This window comes from Siansivirga zeaxanthinifaciens CC-SAMT-1, from assembly GCF_000941055.1.
GTDB classification, from domain to species: Bacteria; Bacteroidota; Bacteroidia; order Flavobacteriales; family Flavobacteriaceae; genus Siansivirga; species Siansivirga zeaxanthinifaciens.
In genome coordinates, this window is record NZ_CP007202.1 from 3,250,465 (window position 1) to 3,268,707 (window position 18,243).

The window sequence follows — 18,243 nt, forward strand, 5'->3', positions numbered from 1 at the left end:
TTAAAAACTAAATACCTTAAAAATCTTTTTTCAATAAATTATTTCCCTTCTAAGAAGGTTATATTTGTAAAATATTAAAAAAATAAAAATGATAAGAAAAATTTTAGTCTTCGCATTAATTTTGAATTTAACTGCCTGCGCAGAATTGCAGCAAGTAGTAAATCAACTGCCGCAAACTGGAAACACCGGTGTTTTGGGTAACGATCAAATAGCTATGGGATTAAGACAAGCCTTAGACCTTGGCATAGAAAAACAAGTGAGTAAACTAACCCAAGTTGATGGTTTTTATAAAAATGATTTGGTTAAAATTTTATTACCACAAGAATTGCAAAAAGTTGATAAAGCTTTACGCGATATTGGATTAAGTAAACTTGCCGATGAAGGTTTAAAAGTATTAAACAGAGCTGCAGAAGATGCTGTTAAAGAAGCTACTCCCATTTTTGTTGATGCCGTTAAAGGAATAACTTTTGCTGATGCCAAAAATATTTTACTAGGCAGCGATAATGCAGCAACCCAATACTTAACAGGTAAAACTGAAACTGTTTTATACAATAAATTTAAGCCTGTTATTAATAATTCTTTCTCGAAAGTTGGAGCCGATAAAATTTGGAGCAACCTAATAAATAAATATAATAGCATTCCTTTTACAAGTGATGTAAATCCCGATTTAACAGATTATGTTACAAGCGAAGCTTTAGAAGGTGTTTATACCATGATTGCTGTTGAAGAAAAGGAAATACGCACTAAATTATCATCTAGAACTACCGATTTATTAAAGAAAGTTTTTGCGCTTCAAGATTAAAAACTCAATAAAAAACAATGCAATAAAACTGTTGATTTTAGTGAAATCAGCAGTTTTTTTATTTATCAATTATTATAAATTCTACTTACCTCTTCAGAGCTTTTAATACCTGAGCTATAATTCATAAAAAAAAATTCTGTTATTTTTTGATTCTAAATAAAAAAATGTATATTTAAATGCCTGTTAATCAAATATCTAATGAGTAGAATTTATCATATAAAAAACGATCAAGAAAAGTTAAAAGCACGTTACAAAGAACTTATAGAACAAGCTTACAATTTTAGACAAACCGATTCTGCATTAAGCGATATATCAGAATATAAAGCCATAAAGTTACTTTACAAACTAAGCAGGTTAAAATACCTATCTTCCGAACACTTAAAAACCTCCATTTAAATAGTTATCAATTATTTAACTTTTAAATGACATCCAAAAGGATTAAACTATCGTATTTTATAATAAAAAACATTATGAGTACACATTTTTGTAGAGTTGCCCGCATCAAGCCAAATTTAACCAAGTTAACAACTTTAAAAGCCTTAGAACATAAACTTGAACTATTTATTGAAGAGAGAAAAAAATTAGACTTTTCTATAAAAGGTTTAAGCGCAAAGAAGTAAAATAACGAAACGCTTTTATTAGTCTAGAGCCATACCAAGAAAACATTTCTCCATCAACAATAAGCAACTTTGCATTTGGAAATTTTTCTTGCAAGTCGATTTTGTGCCTTTCCTTAAATGGATAAGGTTCACTGGAAAGTAACACCAAATCAACATCATCATAGGTGTGATTATCTAAATCTATTTCCGGATATCTATCGAATGCTTCAAAATAATTTGAAAAATGACATAAATTTAGAAGCGAATTTATAAACGTATGGTTTCCCACAACCATCCAAGGTGATTTCCAAATAAAATATACTGTTTTCAACTTCATTTTATCTTTAATGAATGCATTAAAACATTCAAATTCAGATTTAATTTGTTGTGTTATAAAATTTGCTTTTTGAGACACATTAAAAATAGTTCCATATTGTTTAATGAGTTGAATGCTGTCTTCAATATTTGTTACATCTGAAACATGCACCGCACAAATTTTTTCACAAAAAGCTACAATTTCTTTTGTATTCTCTTCTTTATTACACAGAATAATATCTGGCTTTAACGCCTCAATTTTATCAAAATGAATCTGTTTTGTACCTCCAACAATAGTTGCTTTACGTTTTATATAATTTGGATGAACACAAAATTTGGTAACACCTACCAAAGAAGATTCCAAGCCTAAATCGCAGAGCAATTCGGTTTGGCTAGGAACTAATGAAATAATTCTCAGGGGTGTTTTATGGATTGTTATAACTCTGTTTAGCTGATCTTTAAATTCCATATAATTAGAATTTTAATGATCTAAGATTATATATCTACTTAAAATAAGCATTCAATTCTGCCTCCATTTCAAGTTGTAACTCTTTTGCTTTTTGAGCAGCAACTTCGGCAAAATCTGCATTATTAGAGGCATAAATAATCCCTCTCGAAGAGTTTATTAGCAGACCTACAGTATCATTCATTCCATATTTACAAACGTCTTGCAAGTTCCCTCCTTGTGCACCAACACCAGGAACCAATAAAAAACTGTCTGGAATAATGTTTCTAATATCGGCTAAATATTCAGCTTTTGTAGCCCCTACAACATACATTAAATTCTCTGAATGATTCCATGTTTTAGAAGTTTCTAAAACCTGTTTATATAATTCGGTGTTGTTAACAGATAAGGTTTGAAAATCGAAAGCCCCGGCATTAGATGTCAATGCTAACATGATGGTATGCTTATCTTTAAACGCTAAAAAAGGTTCTACAGAATCTTTACCCATATAAGGCGCAACAGTAACAGAATCGAAAGCTAAATCCTCAAAAAAGGCTTTAGCATACATAGTACTGGTATTACCAATATCGCCACGCTTCGCATCGGCAATGGTAAAAATCTCTGGATAATATTCGTTTAAATATTGAATCGTTTTCTCTAAAGATTTCCAACCTTTTAAACCATAGGCCTCATAAAATGCAGTGTTGGGTTTGTAAGCAACGCATAAATGATGCGTGGCATCAATAATCGCTTTATTAAACGCGAAAATAGGATCTTCTTCTTCTAGAAGTTGTTGAGGAATTTTATTTAAATCGACATCTAATCCTATACACAAAAAGGATTTTTTCTTCTGAATTTCTTTTACTAATTGTTCTGTAGTCATATATAAAAAAGCCTCCAAAAAGAGGCTGTTTATTTAAATTACATGATCGTTTGCTTTTAGCTTTTCGGTGTTTTCGGCTAATTGCAGTTCGTCTATTATTTTTTGAATATCTCCGTTTACAATATTACTTAAGTCGTAAAGCGTTAAACCAATTCTATGATCGGTTACACGCCCTTGCGGATAATTATAGGTTCTAATTTTGGCACTTCTATCGCCACTGGTAACCATACTTCCTCGCTTAGCTGCATCTTCTTCGTTCTTTTTAGCCAACTCCATTTCATATAATCGAGAACGTAATACCTTAAACGCTTTCTCTTTATTTTTATGTTGCGACTTTTGGTCTTGACATTGCGCTACTAAACCTGTTGGTAAGTGTGTAAGCCTAACCGCAGAATAGGTTGTATTTACCGACTGACCTCCCGGACCTGAAGAACAGAAAAAATCAATTCGAACTTCTTTTGGGTTTATTTCAACATCAAATTCTTCCGCTTCAGGAAAAACCATTACTGTTGCTGCACTGGTATGAACGCGCCCTTGTGTTTCTGTTTGTGGCACACGTTGTACACGGTGTACGCCAGCTTCAAACTTTAAAGTTCCATAAACATCTTCACCTGTTACTTCAAATTGAATCTCTTTAAAACCACCATTGGTACCTTCACTAAAATCTACCGTATCAACTTTCCAGCCTTTACTTTCGCAGTATTTAGTGTACATTCTAAATAAATCGCCCGCAAAGATACTTGCTTCGTCACCACCTGTACCGGCACGTAGTTCAACAACCGCATTTTTAGAATCTTCAGGATCTTTAGGAATTAAAAGAAAACGAATTTCATCCTCTAATTTAGGAATACGTTCTTTGGCTTCTTCATACTGCATTTTAGCCATTTCCATCATTTCGGCATCACTTCCGTCGGATATAATTTCTTCTGCTTCCTTTAAGTTATTGGTTACTTCGATATATTCATCGCGTTTTCCAATAAGTACCTTAAGGTCTTTATATTCTTTATTTAAAGCAATGTAACGCTTTTGATCGGTCATGATATCTGGTTGAATGATTAAATCACTAACCTCATCAAAACGTTGCTTTACTATTTGTAGTTTATCTAACATCTCACTTTTTAATTGTGGGCAAAAATACGATAATTTATCTATTTTAATAGATACAAATGATTTCTTGGATTATATTTTATTAACCACATTTAGACGACCCGCAATCTGTACAAGTTAGACAGCCTTCCTGATAAATTAAATTTTCAGAATTACAGCTATCACAAACATGACCTTTGGCAGCAGTTCCATCTTCAACATAATGTTTTAAAGCACGAACTACCCCGTTTTTCCAGGTATTTATCGAGGCGCTATCTAATTGCAAACTATTAATTAAATCGACAATTTTATCGATAGGCATACCATGGCGAAGCGTACTCGAAATTAATTTTGCATAATTCCAGTATTCTGGATTGAATTTATGAGACAACCCTTCAATGGTAGTTTTATAACCTCTTTTATTTTTATATTGAAAATCGTAACGCGTATTACCCTCTTCGTTTTTACTTTTTATAATTAACCCTCGAGTTACCCATCTTGGTATTAAAATTCCATCTTCATCGTCTACTAAACCTGTAAAAATCTCATACGGTTTCTCGTCGATTAGCCCAATAAATGCAATCCATTTTTCTTTATTATTTTGAAAACGAACAACATCGGCTTCTAAAATTTCGGGGCGTTTTGTTGGAAAAGCTGTTAAAGCATCGGGGGCTGGTGTTTCACTCTTTTCGTCGTTTGCAATTAAAACTCCCGAACGGGACCCATCACGATACACGGTAACACCTTTGCAACCAACTTCCCAGGCTTTTAAATACAATTCACCTACCAAATCTTCGGTTACATCACTTGGTAAATTAATAGTTACACTAATGGAATGGTCTACCCATTTTTGAATCGCACCTTGCATACTCACTTTACTTAGCCAATCTACATCATTAGAAGTGGCTTTATAATAAGGCGATTGTTTTATTAAGTCGTCTAATTCCTCTTGAGTGAATTTTTTATTACTATCGATGCCATTTACTTCCATCCATTGCTTAAACCTGTGATGAAAAACCACATATTCTTCCCAAGAATCTCCTACTTCATCAACAAAATCTACACGAATATTTTTATCGTTTGGATTTACTTTACGTCTGCGTTTGTAAACAGGCATAAATACAGGTTCGATACCAGAAGACGTTTGCGTCATTAAGCTGGTGGTGCCCGTAGGCGCTATGGTTAACAAAGCGATATTTCTGCGACCATACTCAAGCATATCGAAGTATAATTTTTCATCTTCATTTTTTATACGCTGAATAAACGGATTATTTTTTTCGCGTTCTGAATCGAAAATAGCAAATGCACCACGATCTTTAGCCGTGTAAACCGATGCCCTGTAAGCTTCAATACACAATGTTTTATGAACTTCTAAAGAAAAAGCATTTCCTGCTTCACTTCCATATTGAATACCCAAAGCAGCCAGCATATCGCCCTCTGCAGTTATACCAATACCGGTGCGTCTGCCTTCTTCGGCTTTCTTCTTAATGTTTAACCATAAATTATATTCTGTAGCTTTTACTTCATCGGTTTCTGGGTCATTTTTAATTTTTTCTAAAACAACATCAATTTTTTCTAATTCTAAATCGATAATATCGTCCATGATGCGTTGTGCAACGGCCACATGCTTTTTAAATAAATTAAAGTTGAACTTGGCATGTTTTGTAAATGGATTTTCAACATATGAAAACAAATTAATGGCCAACAAACGACAAGAATCGTAAGGACATAAAGGAATTTCGCCACAAGGATTCGTAGAAACTGTTTTATAACCTAAATCGGCATAACAATCTGGAACCGATTCATTAATAATAGTATCCCAAAATAAAATACCTGGTTCGGCCGATTTCCAAGCGTTATGAACTATTTTTTTCCAAACATCATTCGCTTTTATAGTTTTTGAATATTTAGGGTTTTCGCTAAAAATTGGATACTTCTGTGTGTACTCGGTATCATTTTTAACCGCTTCCATAAAAGCATCATCAATACGAACCGAAACATTAGCTCCCGTAACTTTACCTTGTTCTAATTTGGCATCAATAAAATCTTCTGAATCTGGATGATTTATAGAAACCGACAACATTAAAGCACCACGACGACCATCTTGAGCAACCTCTCTGGTTGAATTTGAATAACGCTCCATAAAAGGAACAATGCCTGTAGATGTTAATGCAGAATTTTTAACTGGAGAACCTTTGGGTCTTATATGAGATAAATCGTGACCCACACCGCCACGACGTTTCATTAGTTGCACTTGCTCCTGATCTATTTTCATAATACCTCCATAAGAATCTGAATCTCCAGGATTACCTATTACAAAACAATTAGAAAGCGATGCCGTTTGGTAAGGGTTGCCTATACCCGCCATTGGGCTGCCTTGTGGAACAATATATTTGAAATCTTTTATTAATGAAAATATGTCTTCTTCTGAAAGTGGATTCGGGTAAGTCTGTTCTATTCTGGCAATTTCCTTGGCGATACGCTTATGCATATCATCTGGAGTTAACTCATATAAATTACCATTAGAATCTTTTAATGCATACTTATTTATCCAGACGCGAGCTGCTAAATCGTCTCCTTTAAAATATTTTACTGAAGCTTCAAAAGCTTCATCTTGAGTGTAAGCTCTTTGTTGTTCGAGGGATTGAGTTTCTACAGGCATGGTTTAGTTTAATTTTACATTATTACTTAAACAAATAACGTAAAATTTTTAAACTTAAAACATGATAAAAATCAGGAAGTTTACAATAAAAAAATACAAAATATTGATTTTCAATATTTTAAAAATTTATCAACACAAAAAAGTTAACAAATAATTTAATTTTATTTAATTTAAAAAAATTAAAAATCTACAGCAAAACCAATTCCTAAAAACTGTTTCCATTGTACTTTGGCACCTGCTTCATCAAACTCACCTTCAACATCGGTTGGTTTGGAAGTTTTCACATCATTATCGTATCGAATATGAGATCCTAAGCTAGCTTTAATAAAATCGTTCACTTTAAAATTAAAATCTAAACTCCAGTCTATATCAATATTTCCGAATTTATTAATGTAATCGGAATACAAACTCACTTGGTTTTTCAAATCGATATTTTCAACAACTTCCATTTCATAGCTGTTAGTAACTAAAACACCAACCTCTTTCCTGATGCGTTCACCCGGAACGATAATATTTCCTAGAGCATCATAAACCGCTGGCGTTACACCAAAAGCTCCTGCATTAGCCAAATCTTCATCTAAAACAAACGTTGCTTTTAAAGTTAATGGCGAAAAATAAAATGATAACTTTTCGATATTTTTACCATATTCCATACCGCCACCAAAAAACAAATAACCTGGAGCTAATAAAGTAGAAATTGGCTCTTCTTTGTTTGGGTATTTATAACCATTTAATAATTGCGTTCTAAAGTTTAATCTTGCAGAGTAAAACCAATTAGAAATACTATCGGGCTTATATCCAATGTTAGAATTTATTTCTAACAAATCGTCTGTTTTTCTTAATTCTTGAGCCTGCTGCCTGTTAACACCAAAACGTAACAGGGCATTGTTTTTCCAGGAAAAGTATTTATCGTGATAATTAGCAGACGATTCTATACCTAATAAACCAGAAATGGAATTACTACCTCCCGAATTCCAGTTTGAAAATGCTACCTCGCTTAAATAAATAGAACCTTTATTTTTCTGTTCCCATTGCGGACCGTCGTATTTTTTAACTTTTACTTTTAAAAATAAAGAATCTGGTTGCGCTAAACCAATTTGAAAAAAGAAACAAACAACTATTAATAAAAGGTTTTTCATGGGTAATTTAATATTTTATTAACAAAACTACTCTCCTATCAATAACTGTTCCGTTTTTTTATTTTTGATAGAATTTAATAGTTAAACTCTCCAAACTCACTTTTTATTGTAAGCTTTTTATCTTTTGATGCTTCTACCTTACCAATAACCTGAGCGTTAACGTTAAAAGATTTTGAAATTGCTATAATGCCTTCAGCTATTTCTGGAGACACATATAATTCCATTCTGTGACCGCAATTAAATACCTGATACATTTCTTTCCAATCGGTTTTACTCTGCTCTTGAATTAATTTAAATAATGGCGGTATTGGAAACATATTATCTTTAATAATATGAAATTCATCTACAAAATGAAGGATTTTTGTTTGAGCACCACCAGAACAGTGAACCATACCGTGCACGGTTTCACTGTTAAATTGCGATAATATTTTTTTAATTATTGGCGCATAAGTTCTTGTTGGAGACAGCACTAATTGTCCGGCATCGATTGGCGAACCTTCTACAGCATCGGTTAATTTTACTTGACCAGAATACACTAAATCTTCAGGAACGGAAGCATCAAAACTTTCCGGATATTTTTTAGCTAAGTAGTTATGAAACACATCATGTCTTGCCGAAGTTAATCCGTTACTTCCCATACCGCCATTATAAGCTTTCTCGTAAGTTGCCTGACCAAAACTTTCTAGGCCAACAATAACATCGCCAGCTTTAATATTGGCATTATTTATAACATCACTGCGTTTCATACGAGCGGTAACAGTAGAATCGACAATAATGGTTCTCACTAAATCTCCAACATCGGCAGTTTCTCCACCTGTAGAATGTATGGTTACACCAAAAGACTTCAACTCTTCAATAAGTTCTTCGGTGCCATTAATAATGGCAGAAAGTACTTCACCAGGAATTAAGTTTTTGTTTCTTCCTATGGTTGAAGACAACATAATATTATCGGTAGCCCCAACACATAACAAATCATCGATATTCATTATAAGTGCATCTTGAGCGATCCCTTTCCAAACCGAAACATCTCCTGTTTCTTTCCAATACATATAAGCTAAAGAAGACTTTGTTCCTGCACCATCGGCATGCATGATTAAGCAATAATCGTTGTCGTTTGTTAAATAATCTGGAACAATTTTACAGAATGCTTTTGGAAATAAGCCTTTATCTATATTTTTAATAGCATTGTGCACATCTTCTTTTGATGCTGAAACGCCACGTTGAGCGTAACGTTTAGAAACTTCTTGACTCATAGTATTGAATTGTGCTGCAAATTTAATTTTTTTGAATTAAAAAATCCCGGTTTTACCTCGGGATTTTATTTTTTTAGTTCTTGCTTAACACTAGGTTAGATTTGAAACAGAAAATATATTGACTAGCACAACATAAACCTTCAAACAATTTAAGCAATCAATATCTTTAATAGATTATCGAGTAAATAGCAACTCGCGATACTTCGCTAACGGCCAAATTTCGTCGTCTACCAACAATTCTAATTTATCGCAATGATAACGAATGTCTTTAAAAATAGACTTAACATCGAAACAATACGAAGTAGCTTTTTGTGCTATATCGTCCATAGTATTTGCCTTTCTTCGGGCATCTGTCATTTTAGTTACATTGCTGTTAATAGCTTCTATATGCGCAGAAATTTCTTCGATTAATCCCATTTGCTCCTTGGCAACAGTCTTGTATTTATCTTCAAAAATTTCTTTTAAACCTTTTACATTTTCAATTAAAATATTTTGATACTTAACCGCCGTTGGAACAATATGATTTCTAGCTATATCGCCTAAAACTCGACTTTCTATCTGAATGTGCATAATGTAGGCTTCCATCTCAATTTCGTAGCGTGCATGAGATTCAATTTTACTCATAACATTCATTTCCTCAAATAATTCGATGGCCTTAGCTGATATTTTAGCTTTTAAAGCTTCGGGCGTTGTTTTATTATTACTCAAACCACGCTTGACCGCCTCTTCTTCCCAAGCTTGTCCGTAGCCATTACCCTCAAAAAGAATGGGTTTAATAGATTTTATATATTCACGCAATACATTAAAAACTGCTTCGTCTTTTTTAAGGTCTTTTTTATCTATTAGTTTATCTACTTCAACTTTAAATTCTTTAAGTTGCTTTGCTACAATAGTATTTAAAACCGTCATCGGATTTCCGCAATTAGCCAAAGATCCAACGGCTCTAAATTCGAATTTATTCCCAGTAAAAGCGAATGGTGAAGTTCGGTTTCTATCGGTATTATCTAACAAAACATCTGGAATTTTACCAACGACATTTAATTTGAGTTCGGTTTTTTCTTCAGGTGATAATTTACCTTTTGTAACCCCTTCGAGTTCTTCTAAAACCTTCGTTAGCTGTTCTCCAATGAAAACGGACATGATTGCTGGTGGCGCTTCGTTAGCACCTAGTCTATGATCGTTACTAGCGGAAGCTATCGAGGCTCTTAACAGGTCTTCGTATTCGTAAACAGCTTTTATCGTGTTTATAAAAAAGGTTAAAAACTGTAAATTACTCATTGGTGTTTTTCCTGGCGATAATAAATTTACGCCCGTATCAGTAGAAAGCGACCAGTTATTATGTTTGCCAGAACCATTGATTCCTGCAAATGGTTTTTCGTGTAATAAAACTTTAAAATCGTGTTTTGAAGCTACCCGACCCATAATATCCATAACTAATGAATTATGATCGACAGCCAAATTGACCTCTTCGTAAATAGGGGCTAATTCAAATTGATTTGGAGCCACTTCATTATGCCTTGTTTTTACAGGAATTCCCAAAAGCATACATTCATACTCTAACTCTTTCATGAAATTAAAGGCACGCGTAGGAATGGATCCAAAATAATGATCGTCTAATTGTTGTCCCTTAGCTGCAGAATGCCCCAACAAGGTTCTTCCCGTTAATTGGATATCAGGCCTGCTAGAAATTAAAAGTTTATCTACTAAAAAATATTCTTGCTCCCAACCCAGCGAAGACGATACTTTTTTTACATTTTTATCAAAATATTTACAAACCTCTGTGGCTGCAGAATCGATGGCAAACAAAGCTCTTAACAAAGGCGTTTTATAATCTAAAGCCTCACCAGTGTACGCTACAAATATTGTTGGAATACAAAGAGTTGTACCATAAATAAATGCAGGTGATGTTGGATCCCATGCAGTGTAACCACGGGCTTCAAACGTATTTCTAATACCACCATTTGGAAAACTAGAAGCATCTGGTTCTTGTTGTACTAATTGTGTACCACCAAACTTCTCGATAGCCATGCCATCTTCTAAAATCTCAAAGAATGCATCATGTTTTTCTGCGGTGGTTCCTGTTAAAGGTTGAAACCAGTGGGTGTAATGCGTAACCCCTTTAGATAGTGCCCAATCTCGCATAGAAGACGCCACTTGATCGGCAATATTTCTGTCTATTTTTTTTCCATGCTTTATAGCATTCATAACCCCTTTTAACGCATCTTTTGTTAAATATTGACGCATGGCAGTTTCATTAAAAACATTTTTACCAAAAAGTTCCGAACGACGCTCTTTATCTTCAAAAAACAGCGGTTTATGAGACAAAGATTCTTTTATAGCATGAAATCGTAATGTAGACATTTAGTTAATTTAAATTTAGTTTATTATTAGCAAAAATAAGAATATGACAAATATAAGATGTATTAATAGAAATATCATCATTAACATTTTTTCAATTTTATCATAAATTAATAATCTTTTTATAATAGATACCCTAAAAAAATAGGGGATGAACAAAAATAAGTCGACATTAAATCAAAAGACCCCTATAATTTAATAAGTCATTAATAAAAATATATATTTGTGTTATCATATTATTAATATATAACTGATAAAATATTTATTATGGCAAAAATTAAATTAGAGTATCTGTGGTTAGATGGATACTTTCCAACTCAAAACTTAAGAAGCAAAACTAAAGTAGAAGAACACGAAAACTTCAAAGGTACCTTAGAAGAAATAGGAAACTGGTCTTTTGACGGATCTTCAACAAGACAAGCAGAAGGTGGATCTTCTGACTGTTTATTAGTACCAGTAGCTATCTATCCAGACCCAGAGCGCGTTAACGGATGGTTAGTAATGACTGAAGTTATGAATGCTGATGGAACACCTCACGTTTCTAACGGTAGAGCAACTATTGATGATGACAATGATGATTTCTGGTTCGGTTTTGAGCAAGAATATTTTATAATGGATACTAAAACACAATTACCTTTAGGTTTCCCTGTAGGTGGTTATCCAGCTCCACAAGGAATGTACTACTGTTCTGTTGGTGGAAAAAATACACACGGTAGAGATTTAGTTGAAGAGCATGCTGATTTATGTATTGCTGCTGGACTAAATTTTGAAGGTATTAACCAAGAGGTTGCTTGTGGACAATGGGAGTTCCAATTATTCGCTAAAGGAGCTAAATTAGCTGGTGACGAATTATGGATTGCTAGATATTTACTAGACAGATTAACTGAAAAATACGGTTACTACATCGAGTATCACCCAAAACCACTAGGAAAAGATATGGATTGGAATGGTTCTGGTATGCACGCTAACTTCTCTAACTCAACTTTAAGAACTTGTGGAAGCAAAGAAACTTACGAAGCTATTTGTGAGGCTTTCCGTCCAGTTGTTAAAGAACACATTGAAGTATACGGTGAGTTTAACGACCAACGTTTAACTGGTAAGCACGAAACTGCTGCTATCACAGATTTCTCTTATGGTATTTCAGATCGTGGTGCATCTATTCGTATTCCATTAATTACAGTAAACAAAGGATGGAAAGGTTGGTTAGAAGACAGAAGACCTGCTTCTAATGGAGATCCATACAAAATTGCAGCTAGAATTATCAAAACAGTAAAATCTGCTAAAATATAATTAAGCTTATTACTTTGTTCATAATAAAAAAGGGTTTACAAATTGTAAACCCTTTTTTATTTATTAATACTTTAAAATTAGTAATTAGCCTCTGCTAAAAATTAAATACATAAAAATGGCATAAGCTAACACCAATAAGAATCCTTTTACTTTACTTATTTGAAATTGTTTAGGCAAAAACACCAAGGGAAACAGCACCAAACCAAAACCTAACATCCAAAAAATATCTCGAGACATAATTAATGGTTCGGTAACTAGAATTGGTTTAATAATAGCAGTTAAACCTAACACAGAGCCAATATTAAAAATATTAGAACCTATTAAATTACCTAATGATATAGCTTTTTCTTGCTTAGCAGCTGCGATAATAGATGCAGCTAATTCTGGAACACTTGTACCTACAGCAATTAATGAAACACCTATAACCGCCTCGCTAACACCTAACGATAATGCGATGGCTTTAGCGCCTTCAACTAACCATTCACTTCCAAAATACAAAGCAACCGCACCAATAATTAACCAAATTCCAATTTTAAAATTTGAGACTACAGCTAATGTTTCATCTACTTCTTCTGCAATAACTTCTTTCTTAGCACTTTTAATTAATATTATTAAAAACACTATCAATCCAATTAACAAAATGAAACCTTCAAACGCAGACAGTATAAGGTCATTATTTAAAAAATAATATAATAAGATGCTAAAAAGCATCATCACAGGCCAGTTAAGCTTATAGAAAGATTTATCTACGGTAATGGCGCTTACCATAGCCGTAATGCCCAAAACCAAACCAATATTAGCAATATTAGATCCAATAACATTATTAATGGCTATAGCTGGCGAACCATTTAAGGCGGCTTGTAAACTAACTAAAAGTTCTGGCGCCGAAGTCGCAAAGGACACCACCGTCATCCCGATAACCATTTTAGAAATGTTAAACTTAAAAGAAAGCGCCACAGACGATCTTACTAAAAACTCGCCTCCTACTACTAACAACGTAAATCCAAGAACAACTAAAAGGATATTCATAAACATAAATTTTTAGCGAAGATAAATGAAAGCAAAAAGTTAAAAATGAAAAGTTAAAAATATTTTATAACTTAAATTTTAGTTAAATAACTAAATAAATAGTTTTATAACTATAAAAATAGTTGTAAGTTTTATGAAACAATTTCTATTATGGAAAAACTTACCAACAAAGAGGAAGAAATTATGCATATTTTATGGAAGCTCGAAAAAGCCTTTGTTAAAGATGTTCTTGCCGAAATAAAAAATGATAAACCACATTACAATACCTTATCTACAATTATTAGAAATTTAGAAGAGAAAGGTTATGTGTCGTATAGGTAGATACTTCTGTTCCAAAAATTATTATATATAGTAATCCAATAAATAATGATGTAAACCATGCTCGGTTTCTTATTAACAAAAAGCTATCAATATCCTTGGCATATTTAGCCCAAAATACATTGTTTATGGAAAATAAAATAACACTAGCAACTAAATATAACATTTTTCAAATATAACAAAAAAAGTGAACTCACTATGAACACATTTTTTTTTTAATATTAACTTATTTTGAAAAAAATTTAAATATTTAAATATGAGCTCCATTACCGATAAACCTATAAATCATAAGCAAGATGATTTACTAAAAGTAGAAAAATACAGTCAAGCTTTATCAAAATTCATAATAAATAGCGACACTCCTATTACCGTTGGTTTACAAGGAGAATGGGGAACAGGTAAAACTTCGTTAATGTCATTGCTTTTAGAAGATTTTAATGAAAAGAACATAGCATGTTCTTGGGTTAATACATGGGAATATAGTATGTTTCGTGGTGCTAATGAAACTACACCAGGAGTATTGCGAGGTATGCTAGAAAAGTTAAAAGTTTCTTGTGTAGAAAGAAAAATATGGACATTAAAGGATGATAGTCAAGAAAAATTTAAAAAGGCGGCTCGTTTTTTAGGAGGATTAGCTAATCAAATCATTGCAAATCAAACAGGAGTTAATGTAAAAGAAGCAGCTGAAGGCAGTAATAATTCTCAAAATTCAACATCCGAAATAGCAGAAATAAAAGCATTAATTACAGAATTAATTAATGAACTTATTAAAGACACTTCAAATCCAATACAAAAAGTTGTTTTTTTTGTTGATGATTTAGATCGTATACCTCCTGGTGATGCCGTTGAGGTTTTAGAAGCTTTAAAAAATATATTTGATATTCCAAATTGCATTTTCATTTTAGCAATTGATTATGATGTAGTTGTAAAAGGATTAGAAAGTAAATTTGGCCCAAAAACAGAAGAAAATGAACGTGAATTTCGTTCCTTTTTTGATAAAATTATCCAAGTACCCTTTTCAATGCCAACGGGTACTTACGATATAGAAAACTTTTTAGTTGAAAAATTAAATAGTATAGGTATAAAAATTTCTGAATATGAAAAAGAACTTTATACTAAAGCCGTAAAACACAGTATTGGATTCAACCCAAGGAGTTTAAAACGTTATTTAAATTCTTTTAGTCTAATAAATCATCTTAAGGAAATTGAAATAGATGATGAGAATTCAAAAGGCGATGATTTTATGTTATTTGCACTTTTAGGCATACAAATATCATACCCTAGAATATTTAGACTTTTATCTCAACAACCCAACTTTACCCTTTGGAATAAAGGTTTCGGAAATAAATTTGGTATTGAATGGGAAGAAATTCAGGAAAAAATAAGAAAATTTGGAGAGTCTGAATTGATAGATGAAGATTGGGAACAAGTAACTTGGGGTGCTTGTCAAACCGATTCTTATTTAAAAGCAAGAGCATTTTCGGTTTTAGAATTATTGAATTTACTTAGAGATAAATTTGGGGACAATCTCGAGCAAGAATTGGATTATGCTATGGAATTTGCATCCATAACAAGTGTTGACGATGATGTAGAAACCAAACAAGCCGTACAAAAAGTAGGTAATAAAACATTATATAATGGACTTACAACAAAAATTGAACAACTAAAAGAAGAAGGTTATGATGAAGATTCGATACTTAATTTTGAAATTTTTTGGAAAATTTTAGATGTCAAATTAACTACTAATTCTAAATACAGAATTAATTATGCCAAAAGTGGCTGTAGTTTCAATGATGATTCTAAAGAAGGAAAGAAAAATAAACAATTTGTTTATGTAGATAATCCTCAAAAAACAAACTCAGGAATGAAAGTTAATATAAAAGGAAATTCTGGTCTTGTAAATAGTTGCTATCAAAAATACAGCTTAAAGTATGCTTTAGTAGATTCTATAAATTTTGTTATTGAATCAGATGATTTAATTTTAAAACCATTGTTATATAAAGAAATTGGAGCTGAACAATATAGAAATTTATTAGTTGAGATTGCTAACGAAATAAATTAAGCATTACTATACTGGCTAATTTTTGTATTGATTTAAGAAAACAATAGGAAATAATTCAAGAATATATTATTAGAATGATTTTATAAAATAATAATATGAAAAAATACGGATTCTCATTTTCGCCAAAAAGATTATTAGGAATATCAACAATTAAACAAAAAATAGCTAAAAAAACAGGAATTCCAACAACAAAACAAGGAATTCAAAGAAAAATAGGCAGAAACATTTTAAATTTTTTTTTTAAATAAACGTAATTATCTTACAATAGAATTTATTAAAAAATGTAGAAATAAGCTGAAAAACTACATAAAAAAGGAGTAGGCAAAATTAAATATTTAAAAAAAAATATGGCAACAATTAAAGTAACAAAAGCAAGTTCAGTACAAAGCATTAAAAATCAGTTTTCAAAAGAGTTTAGTTGTAATATACGAATTTACAACGGAGCAAAATTTGCTGATGACAAAATGAAAATTAGTGATTTGTCCAAAACAGATAATCCAGGTGGCGAATTAGAGCTTGGAGCAAGAAGTAGAGTTGAAAATGTTGAAAAATATTTTAAAGAAAATTTTGGTATTAAAGTGCAAATTTCTAATGCTGATGACACAAAATTGGCTGATAATGCAATGACATTAACTCAAGCAGGTAAATTGTAATACATTAAAGAAGAGGTTGTCTATAAATTTCAATTTCTGTCATTCTGAACTTGTTTCAAAATTTTAAAATATTGTTAATCAATGATTTTAGAAGCTGAGAAATTCCGACAGATCGGAACAGCTTGACAAAGCAACGACTTTTAGGAAAGCCTCTTTTTTAAAAAAAGTAAGATAAGCAAAACTTCTTTAATTAAATCAATCATTCTTTTTTCCTGCTTTCAAATAACTATTAACAAACATAAATCATGAGTTATAACATTAAAACCCTAGACAAACTTTCACCAAGTCAAATATATGAATTAAAAAAAGGTGTCATTGAAGTTACCGGAAAGGCTATGAATAGAACAGCACTGGGAGTCGTTGATGCTATTTTTACTTTATATCCAAGCACAACGTTTGAGGAATTAAAAACAATGCTTCCTGACTCAATAAATCCAGCAGCTCCAAAAAATTATAAATCACTCTTTAAACCATACACAGACCGATTATATGGAGTTGTACAATCGGGAGATATTAGACGTGAATGCGAAGCTGCAGGATTAGACGTTGCAGCCTCTCACTTTACAGAACATAATGAAATATTTCGTACCTCTGATGGTGTAGAAGTCTTGGTGTCTAAGTCTTGGGAATCTGTAGATACAGTAACAGGAGAAAATGATTTACAGAATTTAATAAATCATATCTCTCAATATGGAATTTTAGTTACAAAAGTAGAAAAAAAAGAAGCTTTTAATAAAGGAACTTATGATATTAAAGTCATTAACCCTACATTACTTGGAATCATTCAAAACCCTCCAAAGAAAAAAAATTATTGGTTACTATTATTAGTCCTCATCATAGTTTTGGCGGGCATATTATATTTTTTTTTTTTTGTAACAATAAAGAAATTATAACTGAACCTGAAATTAAAGAATTTACAATAAAGGAAACCAAGCAATCGCCTATCACAGAAATAATAACAGATATTAAGTCTGGCATTAACACAGAGGGAAAATCTTTAAACTTTCATGAAATACTTTTCGAATATAACAGTGATAAAATTGTAGAAGAATCTAACACCTATTTAAACGAAATACTAAAAGCTATGCAAGACATTACTGCGCTTTCTATTCAAATAGTAGGGCACACAAGTAACGAAGGCAATGATGAATATAACGAAGCACTTTCTTTAAAACGTGCACAAGCTGTTAAAAACTATCTCATCAAAAACGGTATTAATGCCAAACGTTTATCAGTAATTGGCAAAGGAAGTAAAAATCCAATTACAAACAATAATACAGAAGAAGGCAAAAAATTAAACCGAAGAATAGAGGTTGTCATTTTAGATGACGGTATTAATTAAAAAAATG

16 protein-coding genes and 1 pseudogene are annotated in these 18,243 nt (G+C 32.1%); 9 read left to right on the plus strand and 8 right to left on the minus strand.

Annotated elements, in window-relative coordinates; all coding sequences use genetic code 11:
- Positions 1-88: 88 nt before the first annotated feature.
- Both AW14_RS14080 and AW14_RS14085 read left to right on the plus strand, forming a co-directional pair.
- A complete protein-coding gene (locus AW14_RS14080) occupies positions 89-802 on the plus strand; it encodes a DUF4197 domain-containing protein (protein WP_044639379.1) in 714 nt (237 codons plus the stop codon).
- 198 nt (positions 803-1,000) lie between these two features.
- The gene (locus AW14_RS14085; RefSeq protein ID WP_044639380.1) at positions 1,001-1,198 is read left to right on the plus strand and encodes a Lacal_2735 family protein; all 198 of its coding nucleotides are present in this window, start codon (positions 1,001-1,003) and stop codon (positions 1,196-1,198) included.
- A gap of 195 nt (positions 1,199-1,393) precedes the next feature.
- On the opposite strand, the gene AW14_RS14090 is transcribed toward AW14_RS14085, so the two are convergent.
- The 7 genes from AW14_RS14090 to AW14_RS14120 all read right to left on the minus strand — a co-directional run bounded on the left by AW14_RS14090 (position 1,394) and on the right by AW14_RS14120 (position 11,545).
- Positions 1,394-2,185 carry a helical backbone metal receptor gene (locus AW14_RS14090; RefSeq protein WP_044639381.1) on the minus strand — a complete coding sequence of 264 codons (792 nt, stop codon included), beginning with the start codon at positions 2,183-2,185 and terminating at the stop codon, positions 1,394-1,396.
- Between the two features lie 34 nt (positions 2,186-2,219).
- Positions 2,220-3,044, minus strand: a complete 825-nt coding sequence (pyrF, locus tag AW14_RS14095; RefSeq protein ID WP_044639382.1) for an orotidine-5'-phosphate decarboxylase — start codon at positions 3,042-3,044, stop codon at positions 2,220-2,222.
- A gap of 33 nt (positions 3,045-3,077) precedes the next feature.
- On the minus strand, positions 3,078-4,154 hold the full coding sequence (gene prfA, locus AW14_RS14100; RefSeq protein ID WP_044639383.1) for a peptide chain release factor 1: 1,077 nt from the start codon (positions 4,152-4,154) through the stop codon (positions 3,078-3,080).
- Between the two features lie 79 nt (positions 4,155-4,233).
- The gene (locus tag AW14_RS14105; protein WP_044639384.1) at positions 4,234-6,792 is read right to left on the minus strand and encodes an adenosylcobalamin-dependent ribonucleoside-diphosphate reductase; all 2,559 of its coding nucleotides are present in this window, start codon (positions 6,790-6,792) and stop codon (positions 4,234-4,236) included.
- 179 nt (positions 6,793-6,971) lie between these two features.
- Positions 6,972-7,931, minus strand: a complete 960-nt coding sequence (locus AW14_RS14110; protein WP_044639385.1) for a DUF3078 domain-containing protein — start codon at positions 7,929-7,931, stop codon at positions 6,972-6,974.
- Between the two features lie 74 nt (positions 7,932-8,005).
- Positions 8,006-9,184 (minus strand): AIR synthase related protein, encoded by a 1,179-nt coding sequence (locus AW14_RS14115; protein WP_044639386.1) that lies wholly within the window; start codon positions 9,182-9,184, stop codon positions 8,006-8,008.
- A gap of 174 nt (positions 9,185-9,358) precedes the next feature.
- Positions 9,359-11,545: a glutamine synthetase III family protein gene (locus AW14_RS14120; RefSeq protein ID WP_044639387.1), complete on the minus strand. Its 2,187-nt coding sequence runs from the start codon at positions 11,543-11,545 to the stop codon at positions 9,359-9,361.
- A 264-nt stretch (positions 11,546-11,809) separates the two neighbouring features.
- Here AW14_RS14120 and AW14_RS14125 point away from each other — a divergent pair, with 264 nt between their 5' ends.
- Complete coding sequence (locus AW14_RS14125; RefSeq protein ID WP_044639388.1) at positions 11,810-12,832, plus strand: glutamine synthetase beta-grasp domain-containing protein; 1,023 nt, start codon at positions 11,810-11,812, stop codon at positions 12,830-12,832.
- Between the two features lie 84 nt (positions 12,833-12,916).
- On the opposite strand, the gene AW14_RS14130 is transcribed toward AW14_RS14125, so the two are convergent.
- Positions 12,917-13,861, minus strand: a complete 945-nt coding sequence (locus AW14_RS14130) for a calcium/sodium antiporter (protein WP_044639687.1) — start codon at positions 13,859-13,861, stop codon at positions 12,917-12,919.
- A 150-nt stretch (positions 13,862-14,011) separates the two neighbouring features.
- On the opposite strand from AW14_RS14130, the pseudogene AW14_RS14135 reads away from it, so the two are divergent.
- The 6 genes and pseudogenes from AW14_RS14135 to AW14_RS14755 form a co-directional block, all read left to right on the plus strand.
- Positions 14,012-14,176 (plus strand): annotated as a pseudogene (locus tag AW14_RS14135) (BlaI/MecI/CopY family transcriptional regulator); the annotation flags it as partial.
- 259 nt (positions 14,177-14,435) lie between these two features.
- Complete coding sequence (locus AW14_RS14140; RefSeq protein ID WP_044639389.1) at positions 14,436-16,241, plus strand: KAP family P-loop NTPase fold protein; 1,806 nt, start codon at positions 14,436-14,438, stop codon at positions 16,239-16,241.
- 95 nt (positions 16,242-16,336) lie between these two features.
- On the plus strand, positions 16,337-16,489 hold the full coding sequence (locus AW14_RS14960; protein WP_169744672.1) for a ubiquitin family protein: 153 nt from the start codon (positions 16,337-16,339) through the stop codon (positions 16,487-16,489).
- 99 nt (positions 16,490-16,588) lie between these two features.
- Positions 16,589-16,894 (plus strand): hypothetical protein, encoded by a 306-nt coding sequence (locus tag AW14_RS14145; RefSeq protein ID WP_044639390.1) that lies wholly within the window; start codon positions 16,589-16,591, stop codon positions 16,892-16,894.
- A 245-nt stretch (positions 16,895-17,139) separates the two neighbouring features.
- Positions 17,140-17,787, plus strand: coding sequence for a hypothetical protein (locus tag AW14_RS14965; protein ID WP_052647533.1), 648 nt, complete (start codon positions 17,140-17,142; stop codon positions 17,785-17,787).
- A complete protein-coding gene (locus tag AW14_RS14755; protein ID WP_169744673.1) occupies positions 17,706-18,236 on the plus strand; it encodes an OmpA family protein in 531 nt (176 codons plus the stop codon). Before AW14_RS14965 ends, AW14_RS14755 begins: the two co-directional genes overlap by 82 nt.
- Positions 18,237-18,243: the final 7 nt, after the last annotated feature.